Annotated in this window: 15 protein-coding genes; 10 read left to right on the top strand and 5 right to left on the bottom strand. The window is 70.5% G+C overall.

From position 1 onward, the window contains the following. Positions 1 to 171: 171 nt before the first annotated feature. The 5 genes from ACIRDX_RS08220 to ACIRDX_RS08200 all read left to right on the top strand — a co-directional run bounded on the left by ACIRDX_RS08220 (position 172) and on the right by ACIRDX_RS08200 (position 4348). A complete protein-coding gene (locus ACIRDX_RS08220; protein ID WP_396624930.1) occupies positions 172 to 642 on the top strand; it encodes a helix-turn-helix domain-containing protein in 471 nt (156 codons plus the stop codon). 235 nt (positions 643 to 877) lie between these two features. Next, complete coding sequence (locus ACIRDX_RS08215; RefSeq protein WP_396624929.1) at positions 878 to 1099, top strand: hypothetical protein; 222 nt, start codon at positions 878 to 880, stop codon at positions 1097 to 1099. A 217-nt stretch (positions 1100 to 1316) separates the two neighbouring features. Further along, entirely contained in the window at positions 1317 to 2009 is a 693-nt protein-coding gene (locus ACIRDX_RS08210; RefSeq protein ID WP_396624928.1) for a hypothetical protein, read from the top strand. 70 nt (positions 2010 to 2079) lie between these two features. After that, positions 2080 to 2526, top strand: a complete 447-nt coding sequence (locus ACIRDX_RS08205) for a cupin domain-containing protein (protein ID WP_396624927.1) — start codon at positions 2080 to 2082, stop codon at positions 2524 to 2526. Between the two features lie 274 nt (positions 2527 to 2800). Further along, on the top strand, positions 2801 to 4348 hold the full coding sequence (locus tag ACIRDX_RS08200; protein WP_396624926.1) for a Gfo/Idh/MocA family protein: 1548 nt from the start codon (positions 2801 to 2803) through the stop codon (positions 4346 to 4348). A 150-nt stretch (positions 4349 to 4498) separates the two neighbouring features. Here ACIRDX_RS08200 and ACIRDX_RS08195 read toward each other — a convergent pair whose 3' ends face one another. Continuing rightward, positions 4499 to 5698 (bottom strand): PepSY-associated TM helix domain-containing protein, encoded by a 1200-nt coding sequence (locus tag ACIRDX_RS08195; protein ID WP_396624925.1) that lies wholly within the window; start codon positions 5696 to 5698, stop codon positions 4499 to 4501. Positions 5699 to 5843: 145 nt separating this feature from the next. Here ACIRDX_RS08195 and ACIRDX_RS08190 point away from each other — a divergent pair, with 145 nt between their 5' ends. The 4 genes from ACIRDX_RS08190 (at position 5844) to ACIRDX_RS08175 (ending at position 10503) form a co-directional block, all read left to right on the top strand. Then, positions 5844 to 6848: a hypothetical protein gene (locus ACIRDX_RS08190; RefSeq protein ID WP_396624924.1), complete on the top strand. Its 1005-nt coding sequence runs from the start codon at positions 5844 to 5846 to the stop codon at positions 6846 to 6848. Further along, positions 6845 to 8191, top strand: a complete 1347-nt coding sequence (locus tag ACIRDX_RS08185) for a BamA/TamA family outer membrane protein (RefSeq protein WP_396624923.1) — start codon at positions 6845 to 6847, stop codon at positions 8189 to 8191. The genes ACIRDX_RS08190 and ACIRDX_RS08185 overlap by 4 nt, the downstream gene beginning before the upstream one ends. Positions 8192 to 8319: 128 nt before the next feature. Next, the gene (locus ACIRDX_RS08180; RefSeq protein ID WP_396624922.1) at positions 8320 to 8610 is read left to right on the top strand and encodes a hypothetical protein; all 291 of its coding nucleotides are present in this window, start codon (positions 8320 to 8322) and stop codon (positions 8608 to 8610) included. Positions 8611 to 8613: 3 nt separating this feature from the next. Next, entirely contained in the window at positions 8614 to 10503 is a 1890-nt protein-coding gene (locus tag ACIRDX_RS08175; protein ID WP_396624921.1) for an alkaline phosphatase family protein, read from the top strand. A gap of 182 nt (positions 10504 to 10685) precedes the next feature. Here the strand turns inward: ACIRDX_RS08175 and ACIRDX_RS08170 are convergent, their stop codons facing one another. Next, on the bottom strand, positions 10686 to 12011 hold the full coding sequence (locus tag ACIRDX_RS08170; RefSeq protein ID WP_396624920.1) for a serine hydrolase domain-containing protein: 1326 nt from the start codon (positions 12009 to 12011) through the stop codon (positions 10686 to 10688). A gap of 67 nt (positions 12012 to 12078) precedes the next feature. After that, entirely contained in the window at positions 12079 to 12618 is a 540-nt protein-coding gene (locus tag ACIRDX_RS08165) for an HD domain-containing protein (protein ID WP_396624919.1), read from the bottom strand. A gap of 67 nt (positions 12619 to 12685) precedes the next feature. Here ACIRDX_RS08165 and ACIRDX_RS08160 point away from each other — a divergent pair, with 67 nt between their 5' ends. Further along, positions 12686 to 13258 (top strand): hypothetical protein, encoded by a 573-nt coding sequence (locus ACIRDX_RS08160; RefSeq protein ID WP_396624918.1) that lies wholly within the window; start codon positions 12686 to 12688, stop codon positions 13256 to 13258. Between the two features lie 35 nt (positions 13259 to 13293). Here ACIRDX_RS08160 and ACIRDX_RS08155 read toward each other — a convergent pair whose 3' ends face one another. After that, positions 13294 to 14115: a hypothetical protein gene (locus ACIRDX_RS08155; RefSeq protein WP_396624917.1), complete on the bottom strand. Its 822-nt coding sequence runs from the start codon at positions 14113 to 14115 to the stop codon at positions 13294 to 13296. After that, a partial coding sequence (locus tag ACIRDX_RS08150; protein ID WP_396624916.1) for a pyridoxal phosphate-dependent aminotransferase occupies positions 14112 to 15110 on the bottom strand: 999 nt, incomplete at its 5' end. The genes ACIRDX_RS08155 and ACIRDX_RS08150, both read right to left, overlap by 4 nt.

Raw genomic sequence — 15110 nt, 5'->3', positions numbered from 1 at the left:
GCGCGGCACGGACCAGTTTCGCGTTATCTATGTCATGCAAACCCATGAAGCGGGCGCTGCCCGATTCCCCCACGCCCGTCGGACGCGATCGTCGCCCTGCGGCGCGCGCCGGAACCGAGTGACCGCTCTGATGCCCACGGCTTTGCCACGCCCATGGAGGAAGCCAGGTTCGTGTCCGTCACCCGGAAGGTGCCCATTGTCCTGAGCGAGTACCAACGCGATCAGCTGATTCGTTGGGTCTCCGCTCCCGCTACTCCCGCTCGCGTCGTCCGCCGCAGTCGCATCATCCTGCAGTTGGCTTCCGGATATTCCGTTCATCGCGCGTCTCAGGTCCTCAACATCAGCGAGCCGACCATCCGCCTGTGGCGGGATCGCTTCCGCTTCGGTGGTCTCGAGGCCATCACCACCGATGCGCCGCGCCCCGGCCGCCCTCGACGTGCCCGTGATCAGGCGCGTGAGCTCGTGACACAACGCCTCGCGCTCGTGCCGCCGGGGACGTCGCTCAGCGTCCGCGCCCTGGCACGCGATACGGGCCTCGGGCGTCACCTGGTGCAACAGGTGCTGCTCGACATGGGGGTGTTGCCCGACGCGTCGCGGGCCTCGCCGGCAGACGACGAGGAGTCCGAACCGGCAGTGTCCTGAACGCCACGCAGTCTCGCCGGCGGCCCTCCCCCGCCGTGCTCCCACCTCTCGGGTTCGCGTCCTCCCAACGTCTCCCCGGGCTCTCGACTACGCCACGCGTCTGTCCAGTCGCGCGTGTCGGCACGGCCGTTCCTCGCCCGCGCGCCCCGATCGGGGCAGGTGCGGGCGGTGGCCCGGTCGAGCCGATGCGGCGGCGCGTTGACGCGCACCGGTCCCCTCGCGCATCGTCGTCGGCATGATCACGTCCGTGATGCGTGTCGGTGAGACTGCCGCGATTGGCCTGGACGACCTGCTGCTCGACCTGTCGGGCCTGAAGGTCGGCGATGCCGTGCGCATCCAGTGGCACGAGGACGGCATGCTGGTGGTGACGCCCCTTGGACGCGCCGCCACGAAGCAGGAGCTGGCCGCGAGCATTCGCCGGGTGTCGAAGACGGTCGAGTCCGAGCCGGCCCCCTGAGGTCCCCACACGTCGGGATGCGCGACACGGTGTCTCATCGGTGGACAGGCCTGGTCGCGCGGGTGCGGCCGCCTGGCGCCCCTGCCAGGCCTTTGCGTCGAGGCCTTCGGCCCCGCTGGTGCGGCCGAGCAGCACGAGGCAGCGGGGGAGGCACCTCGAGTGCCGGGAAGTCGGCAGCTGCGCCGTATGGCAGGAAACCTGCAATCGGATGCCTGTCGTGGCTTACCCATCAGTTCACTTCCCGGCAGACCGTCGCGCCTGCCTCCGCACGGTCAGCCTCGGCGTGCCTGGGTTGTTGCTGTCGGGCTGGGCGCCTGCCTCGTTGCCGGGGCGCCCGGTGGGCATCGCCCTGCCACGCGGTGTCGGCCCCGTCTCGAAGGCGCTCCTTTCGGGCGTCGACCTCGGCGTGCATGACGTGACCGAGGCGGCGCGCCTCCTCGGCGTCTCGCTCGTGGTGGCTCGCGACGAGGCGGCCGCCGACGCACCCGACGCGGTGCCCCTCGTGGTGACCGACGCGGACGGGCCCGACGGCTGGACCGCCAGCGGCGCGAGCCGGCCGCGGATCCACACGTGTCGGCTGGCGGCCTGGCGTCGCGGCGCCTGGTCGGTTGCCTCGGCTGCACCGGACGCGTCGACGTGCGACTGGCACGAGGGACTGCACGCGTACGGGGCCGGCGCGCTCAACGCCCGATTCCAGCGTCGAGCCGGGTTCCCCATGGACGAGCGCGCCTGGCGCGGGTGGATGGCCGTGAAGGTGGCCTTCGACGTGGCGCTGCGGGCCGCCGCAGGCGAGCATGAGGTGACGGTGCTCACCTTCGACGGGCACAAGGGACGACCGCTCCGCTTCGGTGAGGATGGCCACCTCCGGCAGCCGACCTACGGACGCCCCCCGCGTGCCGCACGCGGCTGACGCCTGCTCTACACTGAGGCCTTCACGACAGCACGCGCGGGCACCCCTGTCCGCCGTCGGAAGGAGCGTCATGCGGCACACGGCACTTGGACTGGCTCTCGGGACCGGCATCGTCATCGGCGCGGCGGGCGCCACGCTCGCGCGCAGCGCAGACGACGTGATGGGATCCCGGGCGGTCGACTGGAAGGACATGACGGCTCGCGCCACCAAGGTGGGCGAGGTCCGCCAGGTGTTCGAGGACCGCACCGCGACGCTCGACGAACTCGAACTGCACATCACTACCCTGATGCCGGGGCAGACGCCGCATACCCCGCACAAGCACCCCGACGAGGAAGTGCTGATCATCCGTGAGGGCACCGTCGAGACCTTCCTCGGCGACCGCACGCAGGTGGTCGGGCCGGGGTCGGTGATCTTCCAGGCGGCCAACCAGCTCCACTCGATCAAGAACGTCGGCACCACGCCGGCGACCTATCACGTGATCAAGTGGAACTCGCCGGGGATGAAGCCGAAGAAGTGACGCGGGTCATGCCTCATTCGTCATGCCTCATGCCTCATGCCTCATGCCTCATGTCGAAGGCAGAAGGCAGAAGGCAGAAGGCAGAAGGTAGAAGGGGCAAGGGTAGAGGGCAGGGGGAAAGAGCCGATGAGCGTGGCGCCAGGTGGTTGCCGCGCCGCGACCCGACGACCGTCGCACCCGGCACCCGGTACCCGGCACCCGGCACCCGGACATAAGCTATCCAGCACAACATCATCCGCGCAGACCGCGCACTGCACCTCAGGAGTCCTCCCGCATGAGTGACCAGTCGAAGACCGATCAACAGGGCCTGCCTCGCCGCGAGTTCGTTCGCGCTGCCGGCCTGGCCGCCGCCGGCCTGACCATCGTTCCCCGCCATGTGCTGGGCAGGGGCCAGACGGCGCCGAGCGACCTCGTGAACGTCGCGGGCGTGGGCGTCGGCGGCATGGGGCGGTCGAACATGACCCAGCTCGCCAGCCAGAACATCGTCGCGCTCTGCGACGTGGACTGGGGCTTCACGCAGAAGGGCTTCGACGCCCTGCCGGCGCAGATCGGCGCTGCCGAGAAGCGGTTGGCCGAGGCCACGGGCGGCACCGCCGAGCAGCGCCAGCGCGCGCAGGCGACGCTCGATCTCCAGAAGCAGCTCTCGGCCAAGCAGGCCAAGGCGGTCAAGTACACCGACTACCGGGAGATGCTCGAGAAGCAGAAGGACATCGACGCGGTAATGATCGCCACGCCCGATCACCTGCACGCGGTGATCGCGACGGCGGCCATGAGCCTCGGCAAGCACGTGTACGTGCAGAAGCCGCTGGCGTGGTCGGTGGAGGAGTGCCGCGCGCTCTCGAAGAAGGCGGCCGACAACCCGAAGCTCGTGACCCAGATGGGCAACCAGGGGCACTCGACCGACGACGCGCGGCTGGTGAACGAGTACATCCAGTCGGGCACCATCGGCGAGGTGCGCGAGGTGCACGTCTGGACGAACCGTCCGCTGGCCTACTGGCCGCAGGGCATCCCGCGTCCCGAGCCCTCCAAGCTCACGGCGTCGCCCGACGCCAGCCAGCCGTTCAACCTGCGCTTCGTGATGGACAAGCTCGCGGGCACGCTCGACGCCAGCACGCACGCCGTGCCCGACAAGCTCAACTGGGACCTCTTCCTGGGGCCCGCGCCGCAGGTCGCCTACCACCCGGTCTACCACCCGTTCAACTGGCGCGGCTGGACCGACTGGGGCGTCGGGGCCATCGGCGACATGGGCGCGCACCTGATCGATCACGCCTACTGGGCGCTCGACCTCGGCTACCCGACGACGGTGGAGACGCAGTCGACGCCGTACAACAAGGCCACCTACCCGATGGCCACCACGACGTACTACGAGTTCCCCGCGCGCGGCTCGATGCCCGGCGTGAAGATGACGTGGTACGACGGCGGCCTGCTCCCGCCCAAGCCCGTGGAACTCGGCGCCGAGGAACTCGACAAGGGCGGTGGCGTGCTGTACGTCGGCAGCAAGGGCAAGCTGATGCACGCGACCTACGGCGGCAACCCGCGCCTGCTGGGTGCGGCCGCCAATGCACCCAAGCCGCCGCAGAAGTACAAGCGGATCCCGACGTCGCACGAGATCAACTGGATCGACGCGATTCGCGGCCGTCAGGAGGCCTCGTCGCCGTTCTCCTATGCCGCCCGCCTCACCGAGGTCATGTTGCTCGGCGTGGTGGCTCTCAATGCCGGCAAGAAGATCCAGTACGACGGCGCGACGATGAAGATCGCCAACGCGCCGGATGCCGAGCAGTTCCTGCGACGCCAGTACCGCGCGGGGTGGAAGCTGTCGTAGGGGAGCCACACAGGTAGGGCGCGGTGTCCCACCGCGCCGTTGATCATTACGGCCGGGTGGGACACCCGGCCCTACCTCAGAAATGCCGCGTGGCCGAAGGCCCGCGCCCCTGAATTTCAAATGTCCAATTTCAAATGGCCACCACGTGCATCACGCGGCGCGCGTCGCGGCGCGCGGTGATCGGCGGCGCCATGCCGTGAAGCGGCGCCAGGTGAGGGCGAGGCCGGTCCACACCAGCACCACCGCGCCAGCCGAGACGATCATCGCGATCGTCTGCCCGATCAGGCCGTAGTACTCGCCTGTGTGCACGTAGCGCATCCACGTGCGCCACTGCCGTCCCGGGCTCTGGGCCTCGAACCCTTCCCACTTCCGCGACCCGCCACTCGCGCGGTCGAGCGTGAGCGTGCCGCGCTTCTGTGGCTGCGCGCCCGTGCCCGTATCGATGCTCACCTGCACTTCCGCATCCGAGGGGCGCGGGAGTCGCGCGCTGATGATGGTCCAGCCTGCCGTGTGCGCCTCGGCCTTCGCCACCAGATCGCCCAGGGGGAGCCCCGGAGCCGTCACGGCCGCCGGGCCGGAACCCTGCGCCGGCGCGCCTTCGGGGCCGCCCGGACGGGGAGGGCCGCCTTCGCCAGGTCGTGGCGGGCCGGCCTGCTGCGGCGGCGCCTCGCCCACCATGCGGAACGTGAGGTTGCTGGCCCACGGATACCCGATGACCACGCCCGACCAGACGATGACGGCAAGCGGCACGAGGCTCCAGTAGCCGATCACGTGGTGCCAGTTGAAGTCGCGGGCCTTGCCGGCCAGCCCGCCACGGAACCAGAGCACCTGGCGGAACTGCGTCCACGTCCATGTGCGCGGCCACCAGAGGTAGAACCCGCTCAACACGATGAACAGGAACACCAGGTTGCTGACGCCCGTGACCATCTTGCCGGTCGTTCGCGCCGCATCCTTCAAGGCAAGCCAGCGGTGCCATTCCATCGTCGATCGGAAGAACGCGCGCGTCGATGCCGAGCCCGTGCCGAGGACCTCGCCCGTGTAGGCATGCAGGAACACGGAGCCCTCGCGCCCGAAGCTCACTTCGACGGGGGCGTCGACGGCGTTGCGCACGTTCACCGAGGCAGGCGTGCCGGCGTGGGAGGCGCGTGCCTTCTCGACGAGCTGCTCGAGGGGCAGCCTGGGCTGGCCGGCCGTGGCGGGCGCGCCGTGATAGCCGTCGGCCCACCGGATGATCTGCTTCTCGTAGGCGAGCAGGACACCGGTCACCGACATGAGGAGGATCACGAGCCCGGCCGCGACCCCCGCGCACAGGTGCAGCCAGAACACGACTCGACGAAGCGGCAACGTCATGCCCCGACCTTACCCGCCGCAGGCTGAAGGTTCAATGAGAAGCCCGGTATGCCGCCGTTTCTTCACTGGTGCGCAACAAATGCGCCCCGCCACCTGCCCGGATGCACCCGGAGACGGGGCTTCTCTCGTATTTGCTTCAGGACTCATGCGCCTGACACGCCTGCTGACCCGCGTCGTCCTGCTGATCGCCACCCTCGCGACCGTGCGAGGTGCCGCCGCCCAGCCCGCCCAGGTCCCCGTCCCGTCCTCCGGTCCACCCTCTGCGCCCAGCCCGGCCTCCGACCTCGACACCCTGATGGCCCGGGTGCTCACCAACCGCGATCAGTCGTGGCGCCGCTTGCAGGAGTACCTCCTCGCCGAGCGCGAGACGTTTCGCCTGATCGGGCCCGACGGCGGGGCGATGTTCGGGATGGACAAGGAGTTCCTCTGGGTGGCGCGGGAGGGACGCGCCGTCCGCAGTCCGGTGCGCGTCAACGGCGTCGCCGTGGGCGAGGCGAAGCGTCGCGAGGCCGAGGCCGACTGGCAGAAAGACGACGACGCGCGCGCCGCGAAGGCCGCCGAGCGCGCCGGATCGCAGAAGGCCACGGCCGCCGACGTCGAGGCTGCCATGCGCAGCGGCGAGCCGCGCTTCATCTCGGAGGTCCAGTTCCTCCGGTTCAAGTTCGAGCCCGGCAACTACTACTTCGTCGGCCGCGAGACGCTCGCCGGCCGCGAGGTCCTGCGCATCGAGTACTACCCGCGTCGCCTGTTCGCCGATGACGACGACCGGCACGCCTCCACGGACGCGAAGGGGGCAGGCGAGGCGAAAGGCACGTCCGATGACGACGTGCGCATCGAGCAGGCCATGAACAAGGTGTCGCTGGTGACGCTGTGGGTCGATCCCGGAGTGGACCAGATCGTCCGCTACACCTTCGACAACGTCGACTTCAACTTCCTGCCGGGCCGCTCCCTCGTCCGCGTCGATACGGCGAAGGCCACCATGACGATGGGCCAGCCGTTCCCCGGCGTGTGGTTGCCGGACTCGTTGACGGTGGAGGGCGCGCTGACCCTCGCGACGGGCAGCTACCGCGCCGAGTACGCCCGCCGCTTCCGCGATTACCGGGAGGCCGATGTCCAGGTGCGCTTCCGGGTGAAGGAGGACGACAAGTGAGGCGCGGCCTCGGTCACCTCGTGCGCCTCGCGCTGCTGCTTGCGGCACTGGCGCCCGTCCCGGCGAGGGCGCAGGCGCCGTTGGTGGTGGAAGAACTGCGGGTCCACGGCAACCACTCGACGCCCGACGACGAGGTGCTGCGCATCGCTGCGCTCTCGGTGGGCGCCACGCTCGAGCCCGGCGCCGTCGACGCGGCGCGCGATCGCCTCGTGAAGAGCGGCCGGTTCACGAGCGTCGAAATCAGGCAGCGCAGCCGCTCCATCGACGATCCGTCGCGCGTTGCGCTCGTGATTCTCGTCGCGGAACTGGCGTCCGTGCGTCCGGCAATCGACGTCGCCGTGCCGCCCATCCCCGGGCCGTGGGCCAGGCTCAGGAGCCAGGCGATGTTCCTGCCGATCCTGAGCATCGATGACGGGTACGGGTTCACGTACGGGCTGCGCACGTCGCTGGTGGGCGGGAAGCGCTCGGCCACCCGCGTGTCGATCCCGGCCTCGTGGGGCGGCACGCGCCAGCTCGCGATCGAGGCGGACCACACGTTCACGCGCGTGCGCCCGACCTCGAGCGACGTCGCCGCGCGCGAGAGCGGCCTCGTGTCGCGTGGGCTCACGCGGGTGCGGGGCGCTGCGGGCCTCTGGCGGCAGGAGCATCCGTTCTACGAGCAGGGGCAGTTCCGGCAGTACGTCGAGGGCGAGATCGCGTGGCGGCCCCGGCCGCTGATCGGGCTCGGCGCGACGGCGGGCACGGCGACGGTCGCGTTCGGTGAGGTGGACGACCAGATGACCAGCGGCGGGGTGTTCGCCGAACTCGACACGCGCCGCGACCCGCTGTTCCCCCGCAACGCGGTGTACGCACGCAGCGCCTGGCAGCGCGTCGCCTTCGCGCACCCTGAGCGATCGGGCGTGCCCGAGGGCAGCCGCGGCCGGTGGCGCCACGACGTGCGCGGCTATCTCGGGACGTTCGGGCAGCTCGTGATCGCCGCCCGCCTGCAGGCCGAGCTCTCCGATGGGCCGCTGCCGGCCTACGCCAAGCCGATCCTCGGCGGGGCCGACACGCTGCGCGGCGTGCGCGCCGGCTACGCCGTGGGCGACAACCAGTGGGCCGGCACGGTCGAGGCACGGCTGCCACTGACGTCGGTGCTGCGGCAGGCGAGGTTCGGGCTGCTCGGCTTCTACGACACCGGCGCGACATGGGATCACGGGCAGCGCTGGCGCGATGCCGATCGCATCGAAGGCGTCGGCGGCGGCGTCTTCATCGTCACGCCGGTCTTCCAGTTCCAGCTGAGTGTGGCGCGCGGCCTCGGTCTCGGTACCCGCGTCCACGCCAGCACGGGCGTCGCGTTCTGACCGCGTCCGCACGGTAGGGCGCGATGTCCCATCGCGCCGTTTGCCGTGGGGCAAGCGGCGGCATGGGGACATGCCGCCCTACCTGTGTGTCGCGGGCCCTGTCTTCCCCGTGCGCTAGCATGTCCTGCATGACGGCGGCGGAACTGCGGGCATCGGGCGATCGGCCCGGGGGACTGACGGACGCACTGATCGCGTTGTGGCAGGACGCGCAAGGCGACTGGGACGGCGCCCACGCCACCGTGCAGGACCTCGAGACGCGTGAGGCTGCCTGGGTGCATGCGTACCTGCACCGCAAGGAGGGCGATGCCTCCAACGCGCGCTACTGGTACTCGCGGGCTGGGCAGCCGGTGTTCCGCGGATCGCTCGATGACGAGTGGGACGCCATGGTGACCGCGTTGCTGGAGACGCACGGGGCGTAGGTGATGTTGCGTTCCGCCGCCCTCCGGATCCTCGCGCTCGCGGCGGTCGCATTCGCCTCGGTGCATGCCCAGCCTCCGGCTCAGGGAGATGCGCCGGCCGGCCGCGTGGTCCTCGTGAGCCTCGACGGCATGGGCACGCAGTTGTTCCGGGAGGATCCGGTCTCCGAGGAACTCCGTGCGCTCCGTGCCCTCCGCGCCCGCGGCGTGATGGCCGACGGCCTCGTGTCGCACATGCCAAGCACCACCGCCAACACGCACGCCGCGCTCTGGACCGGCGCGTGGGGCGACGTGAACGGCATCACGGCCAACGACATGCCCCTCGCGCCGCGCGCCTCGCACGCCATCGGGGAGCGGGTGTCGGGCTATCGCTCCGATGGCCTCCGCGCCGAGCCGCTGTGGGTGACGGCCGCGCGGCAGGGCGTGCGCACGGTCGCGCAGCAGGCCACGCAGGTCTATCCACTGACGAGGGAGTCGACGGGCGGACCGATGGCGACAGCGCCGGTGTTGCTGCACGGCTACCAGGCGCCGGTCGTCTCGCCCGCGCGCTGGTTGACGGCCGCGGATCTGTCGCCGACGCGCTGCCCGGACGATGGAGCCGTGACGTGCGTGCGGTGGCAGGCGGGGCCGGTGGCCTTCGTGGGCACGCTGCGCCGTTCGCCCGATGGCCTCGTGCTCGACGTGCGCGTCGAGGGAAGCGCGCGCACGGTGTCGGTGCGGCAGGCCGCGACCGAGTCGGAGATGCCGCGCGGTCGCGCGCTGGCACGCCACTTCAGCGACGGGCTGCTCGTGGACCTGCCCGGCGTGTCGCCGGTCATGGCGTATTTCCGCCTGTTCGAGGCCACGCCCGACGGTGGCTCCCTGGTGCTGTTCCAGTCAGTGCTGCAGGAGTCGGTGTTGTACACGGGACGCGAGGCGACCAGGGCGGAAGCGATCGCCTTCCTGGAGGTCGCGGGCGGGTTCGTCGGCAACGGCGACGACGAGGCGTGGGAGAAGTCGGGCGCCAGTGGTGTCTCGTTGTACCAGGGTGGCGACGGTACTCGAGAGCGCCGCTATCTGGAGACGCTCGAACTCGGCATCCGCCAGACGATCCGGCAGGCGGAGTACCTGTGGCGACAGCATCAGCCGCGGCTCCTGATCGGGTACGCGAGCATGCCTGACGAGCTCGATCACGCGTTCCTCGGCCAGGCGCGACAGGACGTTCGCTACGACCAGTGGCGGCGCTGGGGCTACCAGCTCGTCGATCGCGCCGTGGAGACGTACGTGGGTTTACTCGGCCCCGAGGATCACATGGTGTTCGTGAGCGACCACGGCATGGCGCCCGTGACGCACGAACTGCGCGTGAACCAGGTGCTCCGGGACGCGGGGCTGGTCGCCGTCGACGCGCGGGGACGCGTCGATGCCGCGCGGTCGCCGGTGGTCGTCACGCGCAACTGCCTGATCGTGCACGGCGACGACTGGAGGGGCGGGATGGTGCCAGCCGCAGAACGCGACGCCGCGCTGGGCAGGGCGGTGGCGGCGTTACGCGCCGTCAGGTCGCCGATTGACGGCGCACCGGTGATCACCGAAGCCTTGTCGTCCGAGGCCGACCGCGCGCGTCTCGGGTTCGGCGGCCCCAACGGCCACGACGCCTGCTTCGAGGTGCGGCCGGGTTACCAGATGTCCACGTGGATGGACGAGGGGCCCGCAGTGCGCGCCAGGCCCCGCGCGACGGGCGAGCATGGCTTCCTGCCGACCCGCGCCGACATGCAGGGCATCCTCATCGCGGCCGGGCCCCGGCTGCAGGCAGGCGGCGCGTGGCCGCGCCAGCGCGCCATCGACGTCGCGCCGCTGGTGAGCGACCTGCTGGGCATCACGCCCCCGCGCGACGCCCGCGGGCGGTCACCTCTGAGGTAGGGCGCGGTCTCCGACCGCGCCGTTTCGGGAGAGCGGCCGGGTGGGACACCCGGCCCTACCTTCCCCCTTCCACCTTCCCCCTTCCACCTTCCACCTTCCCCCTTCCACCTTCTGCCTTCTGCCTTCGACATGAGGCATGAGGCATGAGGCATGAGGCATGAGGCATGAGGAATGAGCCATGCCTACGACGCTGGCCTGAGCGCCACCTTCGCCACCGTGGCGTTCGGCGCGTCCACGATCGCCCCGTAGACCAACTGACGCAGCGTCATGTGCGCGTCCGATCCGGCGGCGGGCAGGAGCTGGGTCATGAACACGACGACCATCTTCTCGACCGGATCGACCCAGAACTTCGTGTGGTACGCGCCGCCCCAGCCGTACTCGCCGACCGACCCGGGGCGCCCGGACCGGCCCACGTGCTCGGTGATCTCGAACCCGAGGCCGAAGCCGAAGTTGCCGTTGGAGTAGAGCGTGCCCGCGTGGTTGGACGTCATCAGCTCCACCGTCTTCGGGCTCAGCAGCCGGGCGCCGTCGAGCGCGCCGCCGTTGAGCAGCATCTGCAGGAACCGCGCGTAGTCGATCGCCGTGGACACCAGCCCCGCGCCGCCCGAGTACGACTTGCGCGGGCCGTTGACGTAGTGGCCCTGGCCCATCCCCGGCTCGGGGGCGCGCTCGAGCGACCCACCAGCCTTGGGCATCGAGTACACCGTGGCCAGCCGATCGGCCTTCGCCGGGTCGACGTAGAACTGCGTGTTGGCCATCTTCAGCGGCTCGAAGATGCGCGTCCGCATGAAGTCGGCCAGCGACAGCCCGCTGGCCTTCTCGACGACGACGCCGAGGATGTCGGTGTTGAAGCCGTACACGTACTTGTCGCCGGGCTGCGAATCCATCGGCAGCTTCGCCAGCCGATCGATCGTCGCGCCGATGGGCTCGTCCTTGTCGGCGAAGTACCAGCCGATGACGCTGGCGGCCCTGTAGTCGGCCTCGAACGGGTTGCCGTTGCCGTAGGAGATGCCCGCCGTGTGGGTCAGCAGGTGGCGGATGGTGATCGGCCGCGCGGCCGGCGCCGTGCCGGCATTGCCCGCCGTGAGGGCTCCTGCGGTGGGCGGCACGACCACCGTCGTCTTCGCGAACGACGGGATGAAGCGCGACACCGGGTCGTCGAGGTGCACCTTGCCTTCCTCGACGAGCATCATGACGGCGACGCTGGTCACCGCCTTGCTCATGGAGGCGATGCGGAAGAGCGTGTCGGTGGTCATCGGCACGTTCTTCTCGACGTCGCGTCGCCCGGCGGCCTCGTGGTACACGACCTTCCCGTTGCGCGCCACGAGCGTCACGGTGCCCGCCACGCGCCCCTGATCGACCAGGCCCTGCATCGCGCCCGTGATGCGCGCGAGCCGGTCGGCTGCCATGCCCGACTGCTCCGGCGCACCGGCCGGCAAGCCCTGCGCCCCCGCGAGGCCGGCGACGGCCACCCACAACCCGAACGACAGCACACCCTTCCGGACCATCGGTTTCTCCCTGGACAGTCGGGTGCGGACCCCACCCCGGAGCCGGGCGGCGGCCTGCACCGCGGTGCTACCTGCGCCGGTCGAGCGCCTGCTCGAGCCCGGCCAGGCTCGCGACGAACGTGTCGCGCGCGTAGGCGTTCCGGCACCGCTCGTACAGCGGCGGGAACTCACGGCGCGTCTTCCTCAGGTACTTCTCGGCGAACTCCCGCCGCGTACCCACGATGCGCGCCACGTCCTGCATGTTGTCGGCCCGGTCCAGCAGCTTCAGGGCCAGGGCGTCCGCATCCTCGAGGATGTGGGCATAGTACGTCCCCTTGTCGGGGGTCGTGTCGTCGTCGCCGGCCTCCCACCACTTGGTGAGCAGGCGGGCGACGGTGATCGCGCGCTCGGGAAAGCCGGCCGCGCGCAGGTCGTCCCAGGTGAGGGTGGTGTCCTCGACGACGTCGTGGAGCAGGGCAGCGACGATCGCGGCTTCGTCGAGGCCGGCCCGGGCCGCGTGCTCGGCGACACGCAGGGGGTGGTTGATGTACGGGTCGGGCAGGCTGCGGCGGGTCTGGCCGACGTGCGCCGCGGCGGCATAGGTCGCGGCGCGCAGGATCGCGAGCATGAGGGTCATTCTAGGCCGTGCCACACTACGGCCGCGTCACGTTCCGCTCCCCGGCGACCACACACCGATGACCATGCGCACCCTGCTGCTCAGCCTTTGCCTCGGCCTCGTCTCCGTTCCCGCCTTCGCCCAGAACAACGGGCCGCGGGAGTACAAGGTGCTGGCCACGTCCAAGACATCGACCATGGAGAAGGAGATGAACGCGGCCGCCGAGGCCGGATACGCCTACGCCGCGGTGATGGGCGGCGAGACGGCATTCGGCGGCGCCGAGGCGGTCGTGGTCATGCAGAAGGACCCGAAGCCCTCCGCGAAGGTGTACAAGCTGCTGGCTACCAACAAGACGGGCACCATGCAGAAGGAATTGCGCGACGCGGCAGACCTGGGCTTCCACTACGTCGGCAAGACCGTGTTCTCGTCGATGTTCGGCGGCGAGGAGGTCGTGGTCCTGATGGAGCGCGACAAGGACAACCCGAGGCCGACCGAAGACTACCTGTTGATCGCCACGAGCAAGACGTCGACGCTCGAGAAGGAGCTCAACGAGGCCGGGGCCGTGGGCTATCAGGCCATCGACATGACCGTCGCCAAGACGGCGCTCGGCGGGCAGGAGATCGTGGTGCTGGCGCGGCGCGACAGGAAGTAGGACGAGCCTGCCTGGCCGGGCTCGGAGAGCCGGCCCTACCGCTGCATCCGCGACACCAGCACCTCGCCGGTCCGGCGCTGGATCGACCAGAACAGCGTCGGATCGGCGGGATCGAGCGCGATGCCCTGTCCTTCGCTCTCGACGGGCACGATCGCGTCGAGCACGAGCGTCGCCCCGGCCGTCGGCAGACGCAGCACGTGGAGTTCAGGGGCGTGGTGCCCGGCCGTGACCAGGCGCCCGTCGGGCATCCACACGCCCCCGGAGCTGCTCATGCCGTCCCAACGGGCCACCACGGCCTTCGGGAACGCCCAGGCGCCCGTTTCGCGCCACTCGGCGTCGTAGCGCACCAGCACGGAGTACTCCGGGCCCCTGCCAGGCTCGCCGTTCGGCGCGGGGTAGTGGGCGTACATCACCCACCAGGCGCCATCGCGCCGGTCGATCCACGTCGCCGACCCCCGCCCCGTGCCGACGGGAATGCTGCGCACGTGCCTCAGCGTGGTCGCGTCCCACACCTCGATCGAGCTCACCATGGGCACGCCCGGGTAGTTCGAGTGGGCGCAGTACAGCTGGCCGTCGATGACGACGCCGCTGTTGAGGTGGATGAACGGCCCGTCGGGGGCGTCCTTCCACTCGGCGACCTTCGCGCCCGTCGCCTTGAGGTACTTCCCGATGGCGCGATTGGTGATGGCGTAGAAGTGCGTGGCATCCACGGCCACCGCCTGGCGGGCCTCTGCGGCGGCGTATCGCCGAATCACGGCCCACCCTTCGACTCCGCTCAGTGCGAGGGCAGGTGCGGGCGCGGTGGCTGCCACCACGAGCGCACCGCACTGGAAGAGCAGCCGTCGCCTCCCGATCACGCCTTCAGCACCTCGGTGAACGCGGTGCACGCCTCCTGCATCTCCGTCATCGTCCCGATGGAGATCCGGGCGTGTGTGTCGAGCGGTGGAAAGGGCCGGCCGACGGCGATGCCGCGCGCCGCGCAGGCCGAGCGGAAGCCGTTCACCTCGCGGCCGATGTCGGCCATCACGAAGTTGGCGTGCGAGGGGGCCACGCGCGCGCCGCAGGCCTCGAGCTGCTTCACCGTGAAGGCGCGCACGTCGGCGTTTCTGGCCCGCTCGCGCGATTCGAGCGCCACGTCCCCGAGCGAGGCCACCGCGGCGTGCAGGCCGATCGTGTTCACGCTCATGGGCAGGCTCCAGGCGGCCAGCCGCCGGAGCGTCTCGGCCTGGCCCATCGCGTACCCGACGCGCAGGCCAGCCATGCCGTACATCTTCGAGAAGGTGCGGCTCACGATCACGCGCGGCGACTCGAGCGCGAAGGGCAGCGCCGACGCCACGCCAGAGCCATCGGCGTACTCGATGTAGGCCTCGTCGAGCAGGATCACGACGTCTGGGTTGCGTCGCAGGGCGTCGGCCGCGAAGGCCCGGACCTGGTCGAGTGGCAGCGCCACGCTCGTCGGGTTGTTCGGATTGCACAGGAAGATGAGGCCGGCGTCGGGCACGAGCTTCGCCATGGCCTCGAGATCGACCTGCAGGTCGGCGCGGACCGGCACCTCGTGTACCGGCCGCTGCAGCTGCCGCGCCCGGCGGGCCGGCTCCTCGAAGGTCGGCACCGGCGCGAGCAGTCCGCGGCGCGCATCGGTGAAGGCGAGGACTGCATTGAGCAGGACCTCCGACGACCCGCAGCCGACCAGCACGTTCGACGTCGCCACCCCCTGCCGCTTCGCAATCGCCGCCTCGAGCGTGCCGCCGTAGCGGAACGGATAGACGTGCGACAGGCTGGTCGCCTCGCGAATGGCGTCCATCGCCGCCGCACACGGCCCCGCGGCGTTCTCGTTGCTGTCGAGCCGCAG

This window comes from Luteitalea sp. (assembly GCF_044337415.1).
In the GTDB taxonomy this organism is placed as follows: domain Bacteria; phylum Acidobacteriota; class Vicinamibacteria; order Vicinamibacterales; family Vicinamibacteraceae; genus Luteitalea.
The sequence above is the reverse complement of the archived record's forward strand: the minus strand, read 5'-3'. Positions and strand labels throughout refer to the sequence as shown.